The sequence below is a fragment of the Herbaspirillum sp. B65 genome (assembly GCF_000333555.1).
GTDB classification, from domain to species: domain Bacteria; phylum Pseudomonadota; class Gammaproteobacteria; order Burkholderiales; family Burkholderiaceae_D; genus Herbaspirillum; species Herbaspirillum rubrisubalbicans.
In genome coordinates this window covers 1-5,253 of sequence record NZ_BADI01000337.1, presented here as the reverse complement: position 1 = coordinate 5,253, position 5,253 = coordinate 1, and the positions used below count along the sequence as shown (strand labels likewise).

General features: G+C 64.5%; 3 protein-coding genes and 1 pseudogene. 3 read left to right on the top strand and 1 reads right to left on the bottom strand.

All coding sequences use genetic code 11. The annotated features are described in order from the left end of the window. Positions 1 to 160: 160 nt before the first annotated feature. A complete protein-coding gene (locus I5W_RS08420; protein ID WP_148289067.1) occupies positions 161 to 1,036 on the top strand; it encodes an alpha/beta hydrolase family protein in 876 nt (291 codons plus the stop codon). A gap of 7 nt (positions 1,037 to 1,043) precedes the next feature. Here the strand turns inward: I5W_RS08420 and I5W_RS08415 are convergent, their stop codons facing one another. Further along, positions 1,044 to 2,909: an FUSC family protein gene (locus tag I5W_RS08415; RefSeq protein ID WP_044528884.1), complete on the bottom strand. Its 1,866-nt coding sequence runs from the start codon at positions 2,907 to 2,909 to the stop codon at positions 1,044 to 1,046. A 130-nt stretch (positions 2,910 to 3,039) separates the two neighbouring features. On the opposite strand from I5W_RS08415, the gene I5W_RS08410 reads away from it, so the two are divergent. Together I5W_RS08410 and lldD are read left to right on the top strand one after the other, a co-directional pair. Beyond that, positions 3,040 to 3,780 carry an FCD domain-containing protein gene (locus tag I5W_RS08410; RefSeq protein WP_083893498.1) on the top strand — a complete coding sequence of 247 codons (741 nt, stop codon included), beginning with the start codon at positions 3,040 to 3,042 and terminating at the stop codon, positions 3,778 to 3,780. A gap of 29 nt (positions 3,781 to 3,809) precedes the next feature. Continuing rightward, a pseudogene (gene lldD, locus I5W_RS08405) lies at positions 3,810 to 4,959 on the top strand (FMN-dependent L-lactate dehydrogenase LldD). Positions 4,960 to 5,253 lie beyond the last annotated feature (294 nt).

Here is a 5,253-nt window from a genome sequence, read left to right as displayed (position 1 = left end):
CTTCCTGGCGCTGGTGAGCGCCGACGCCGAGGATGTATCGGTGCTGGGAGACCAGGCCCGCTTGCTGAAAAACGCTGTGGATAAATTAAAGGACTACGCGCAACACATCGCCCAGGCAGCGACACAGGAAGCGACCCTGCCCTACTTCGTGGCCGATGAAATGCTGCGTCTGACCGGGCTGGTGCTGGCGCTGTGCCTGCCCACTTCTGCCGTGCTGGCCCAGTCACTGGCCACGGATATCAATGAATCCGTCAGTTCCATCGACGTCACCGTCAAGGATATGTACGGCAAGCAAGAAAGCGCCAAGGTCGTTATCACGCAATTCAAGCCGGCCGGGCCGGGGCCGTTCCCGGTGCTCATTCTCAGTCATGGTCGCAGCCCCACCAATCGCAGCGAGCCGCCGCGTTTTCGTTACACCAAGCAGGTGCGTTATTTCGTCGAGCGCGGCTTTGCGGTGTTCGAGCCGACCCGTATCGGTTATGGCGCCGCCATGACGCAGTTCGATCCCGAAGACAGCGGTAGCTGCGGCAGCAAGGATTACGCCTCCATGGCCACGGCCGGCAGCACGGAAATCCTGGCCGTGCTGGACTATGCCAGGCAGCAGCCCTACGTCGATGCCAAGCGTGTCCTGCTGGTGGGCCAATCGGTCGGCGGTTACCTGACCGTGGCCACCACCGCACGCGATCCTGCGGGCCTGGTGGGGGCGATCAATTTTGCCGGTGGCTCGGGCGGCGACCCGGACAAGCGCCCCGGCAATCCCTGCGCCCCGGAGCGCCTGGAACAGATGTATGCCCAGTTCGGCCAGCAGGCTAAGGCACCCATGCTATGGATCTACACCGAGAACGATCAATACTTCAGCCCGACCCACAGCAAGGCCTGGTATGACGCTTTCGTCAAGGCCGGAGGCACGGCCCAATATCGTCTGCTGCCGCCCTTCGCCAAGAATGGTCATACGCTCTTTGCGGCCGGCACCGAGATCTGGGAACCCATCGTCGGCGAGTTCCTCGACAAGCTGGGGTTTGTCTCGCCGCGCTAAGACCGGTTCAGCAGGCTTGCGGATGCGCCTGCTGCCGGTGCCATTCCACCGAGGCGCGTCCGGCCAGTTCGCGCAGTTCGCGCAGCGAGGCCATCTCGCTATCGGTCAGGCCGTCGCGACGGCGGCGCAGTCCGCCCAGGTCGTGCAGGGCGGTTTCGGCATCAATGCTGGTCAGGCCGGCCTGGCGTTGCAGGTACCGCAGTGCTGCTGGTGGTTGATGGGTCACCACCGCCTCCAGGTAGGCGCGATTGGCCTTGAGCCCATCGGCAATGCGCTGACGCGGCGAGGCACCCAGGTCCGGCCACAGGGCCAGCGCAGCCAGCAGGGCGGCGGCGCTGCCGATGAGGTTGTCCAGCGCGCGCGCCGAGGCGATGCCTACGCCCGGCTGCAGCATTTCGGTCACGCAGATGAAGAGCATGGTCAGGAACACCACGAAGACCGTGTAGTTCACCAACCGCAGCGCAATGGCCAGGCCGGCCAGCAGTACCGCGATCACGGGCAGTACCGGCTCCAGACCCTGGGTCAATTGCAATAGCGTCAGCGCCAGCGCACCGCCCAGCAGGCTGCCCAGGATGCGCTCCACGCAGCGGGTCCAGGTCTGGCGCGCCGCTCCTTGCAACACCACCACCACGGCCATGGTGGCCCAATAGGGGTAGCCCAGGTGGAAGGCTTCGGCCGCATAGAACACAGCGGCCACGCCCGCCGCCTGTCGGCCTCCCTGTTGCAGGCTCTTGAGCAGGCGCACGCTCCAGGCTTGCGGCGGAACGTTGTCGGCGGTTTTTGCGCTGGCGATGGCCGCTTCGCGGATGGCCCAGGCTGGATCCGACAGCAGCAGGGTATCGGCCTGCAGCAGCGCCCATTGGCAGCCGGCCATCACCGGGTCGGGGAGGGGCGCAGGAGCGCGCAGGGGCAAGCGGTGTCGGTGATCCGCTCCCGTCGCATCGCCTTTGGCGTGCGCCAGGCGCCGATGGGCGCGCAGCAGCACCACACAGGCCAGCCGCGCGGCACGGCGCCGTTGGGTGGGCGTGGCCAGTTGCTGGATGGCGGCGTGCTCCAGCGCGATGAGGGCACTGAAGATCATTTCGCAGGATTCCAGCAGGCGCGCCGATGGCGCCGCGCCTGAGCCGGAGCCGTCGGCGTGGCGTTGCAGCATGGCGCGCAGGCGCTCCAGCGCCAGCCGCACGGCGCGGCGGTGCTCGCCATGTTCAGGGTGCCAGTTCTGCTCGCGATGCTGTCCTTCCGGCGCGGCCAGCAGGGCGCTGCTCATGTCGACCATGCGCAGCAAGGCCGCGCTGGCCGCCTGGCGCAGGGCCGCGCTTTCATCGATGCGCCAGGCCAGGTTGATCAATATCCAGGCCCAGGCCGCCCCAGCCAGAAACGAGGCCGCCTGCAGCGCCGCCAGCGCCGGCCCATGGGGGAAACCCGCCGCCACCACGGCTACCACCGCCAGCAGCGTACCCAGCAGGGCAGCGTAGGGGATCAGGCCGGTCAGGGTGACGGTCACCCATACCATCAGCGGCGCCGTGAGCAGCGCCGCATGGGGCGTCCAGGAAGAAGTCCACGAACCGACGAAGGCCACGACCGTGCCGGCCAGCGCAAAGCCGGCCAGCAGCTGGCGGCGCTGGCGATGCGGGCCCGGTGCATCGCACAGGCAGGTCCAGAACGCCGAGAACACCGCCCAGGCCAGCCAGCGCTGGCCGCTCAACATGGCGGCGGCCAAGGGCAGGGCGATGGCGACCCCGGCGCGCAAGCCTTCGGCGGCGCTGAATTGTTCCTGCAACAAGGGGAAGGAGCGCAATTCCAGGCGCCGGGCAATGCGTCGCGCATCGGCGGCCAGGCGGCTTTGCATGGAGGGGGAAATCAACTTGCTCATGGCTGGGGAAAAATAAGTGGTAGGACCACTTTTTGAATGATTTGAGATGCCTAGGGTATGAATACTACAATCGACTGCAATTTCTTCCTAAGAAGCTGAAAAAGTGGTCCTACCACATACCCGTGAGCCGATGATGAATGCTACCGCCCTGACCGATCGCCTGGCCCATTTCATTGCAGAGCGGGCCCTGGCGCCCGGACGCAAGCTCCCTTCTGAGCGCACGCTGGCCGCCGAGTTCGGGGTATCGCGCTCTTCCTTGCGGGAGGCGATCCGGGTACTGAGCAGCCAGGGGCTGCTGGTGGCGCGCCATGGTGGTGGCACCTTCGTGGCCGGCCAAGACAGTGCCGCGCTGACCGACCCCATTGCCGAAGCCTTGCTGCCGCTGGCACCACTGGCGCGCAGCGATGCCGGCTATTGGAAGGACGTGGCCGAGATCCGTTCTTCGCTGGAAGGCGATGCCGCCTATTTCGCCGCCCTGCGCGCCAATGAGCAGGACCGGCAGCGCCTGCGACAAGCCTATCTGGAGGTCTCCACGGCGCCGCTGGATGACCTGGCGGCCCAGGCCCGTACCGATGCCGCATTCCACCTCGCCATTGCCCAGGCGTCGCGCAATGTGGTGCTGCGCCAGGTGATGTCGGGCCTGTTGCGGCTGCTGGAAATCAGCATCGCCGATACGCTGCGCCAGCTCTATTGCCTGCCCGATATCGTCGCTGCCCTCGACCGCCAGCATCGCCAGATCCTGGACGCCATCCTGGAAGGACGGGCCGAGGATGCCCGCAGCCATGCCAATGCCCATCTCGAATTCGTCCAGCGCCGCTTGCTGGACCTTGAAGAAGCCCCCGCCCGTGCGCGTCGCGCTGCGTCGGTATAACCCTCTCTTTCCACAAGGACCTTCATATCATGATCATTTCTTCTACGCTCGATTACCGCGAAGGCGCACGCCGCCGCCTGCCGCGTTTCCTGTTCGATTACATCGATGAAGGGCCTATGCCGAGGACACGCTGGCGCGCAATTCGCACGATCTGCGGCAGTGGCCTTGCGCCAGCGGGTGTGAAAGAAAGTCGGCCAGGTCGATCTGACCACGACGCTGCTGGGACAATCGCTGGCCATGCCCATCGCGCTCTCGCCGGTCGGCCTGACCGGCATGTATGCCCGTCGCGGTGAAGTGCAGGCGGCGCGGGCAGCGACCAAGGCCGGCATTCCCTTTACCTTGTCCACGGTGTCGGTGTGCTCCATCGAAGAGGTGCAGGGCGCGGTGGAGCAGCCGATCTGGTTCCAGCTCTATGTGCTCAAGGATCGCGGCTTCATGAAGAACGTGCTCGATCGCGCCTGGGCGGCCGGGGTGCGCAACCTGGTGTTTACGGTGGACATGCCGGTGCCCGGCGCGCGCTATCGTGATCGTCATTCCGGCATGTCCGGTCCCAATGCCGCACTGCGCCGCTACCTGCAAGCCGTGACCCATCCGCGCTGGGCGTTGGACGTGGGTCTGCTGGGTCGTCCGCATGACCTGGGCAACGTCTCGGCCTACCTGAACAAGAAGACCGGGCTGGAGGATTACGTGGGCTGGCTGGGCGCCAACTTCGACCCCAGTATCGGCTGGCACGACTTGCAGTGGATTCGCGACGCCTGGAAGGGCAACATGATCTTGAAGGGCATCCTGGACCCGGTCGATGCGCGCCAGGCCGTCAGCTTCGGGGCCAATGGCATCGTGGTTTCCAATCACGGTGGGCGGCAGCTCGATGGCGTGCTCTCGACCGCCCGTGCCTTGCCCGAGATCGCCAGCGCCGTCAAGGGCGAGCTGGCCATCCTGGTGGACTCGGGCGTGCGCTCGGGGCTGGATGTGGTGCGCATGTTGGCGCTGGGTGCCGACACGGTGATGCTGGGTCGCGCATTCATCTATGCATTGGCCGCCGAAGGACAGGCCGGGGTGGAAAACCTGTTGAGCTTGTTTGCCAAGGAAATGCAGGTGGCCATGACCTTGACGGGGGCGCACAAGATTGCCGATATCAATGCGGATAGCCTGGTGCCGGCTACGGCAGAGCTGCGTTAAAGCCGCGTTAAAGCTACGTTAAAGCTACGTTAAAGTACGTTAAAGCTACGTTAACGCCTGGCGTGTCGGACATTCAAGTCGTCCGACACGATCGATTGTTTGCCCCAACCGTGATGAATGTAGCGTCGTTCTGACGACATCCGAGGACGCGTTCCACCTTGTCCGAAAAACATGCGTGGATGATTTGTGTCAAACGGCGAGTGAGATTTCTTGCCTTTACTAAAAATTACATTCAGAATTGATTCGGGAATTTAAGTCTACAAAGAAAAATAGCAAAAGACCATTCCTCTTCCA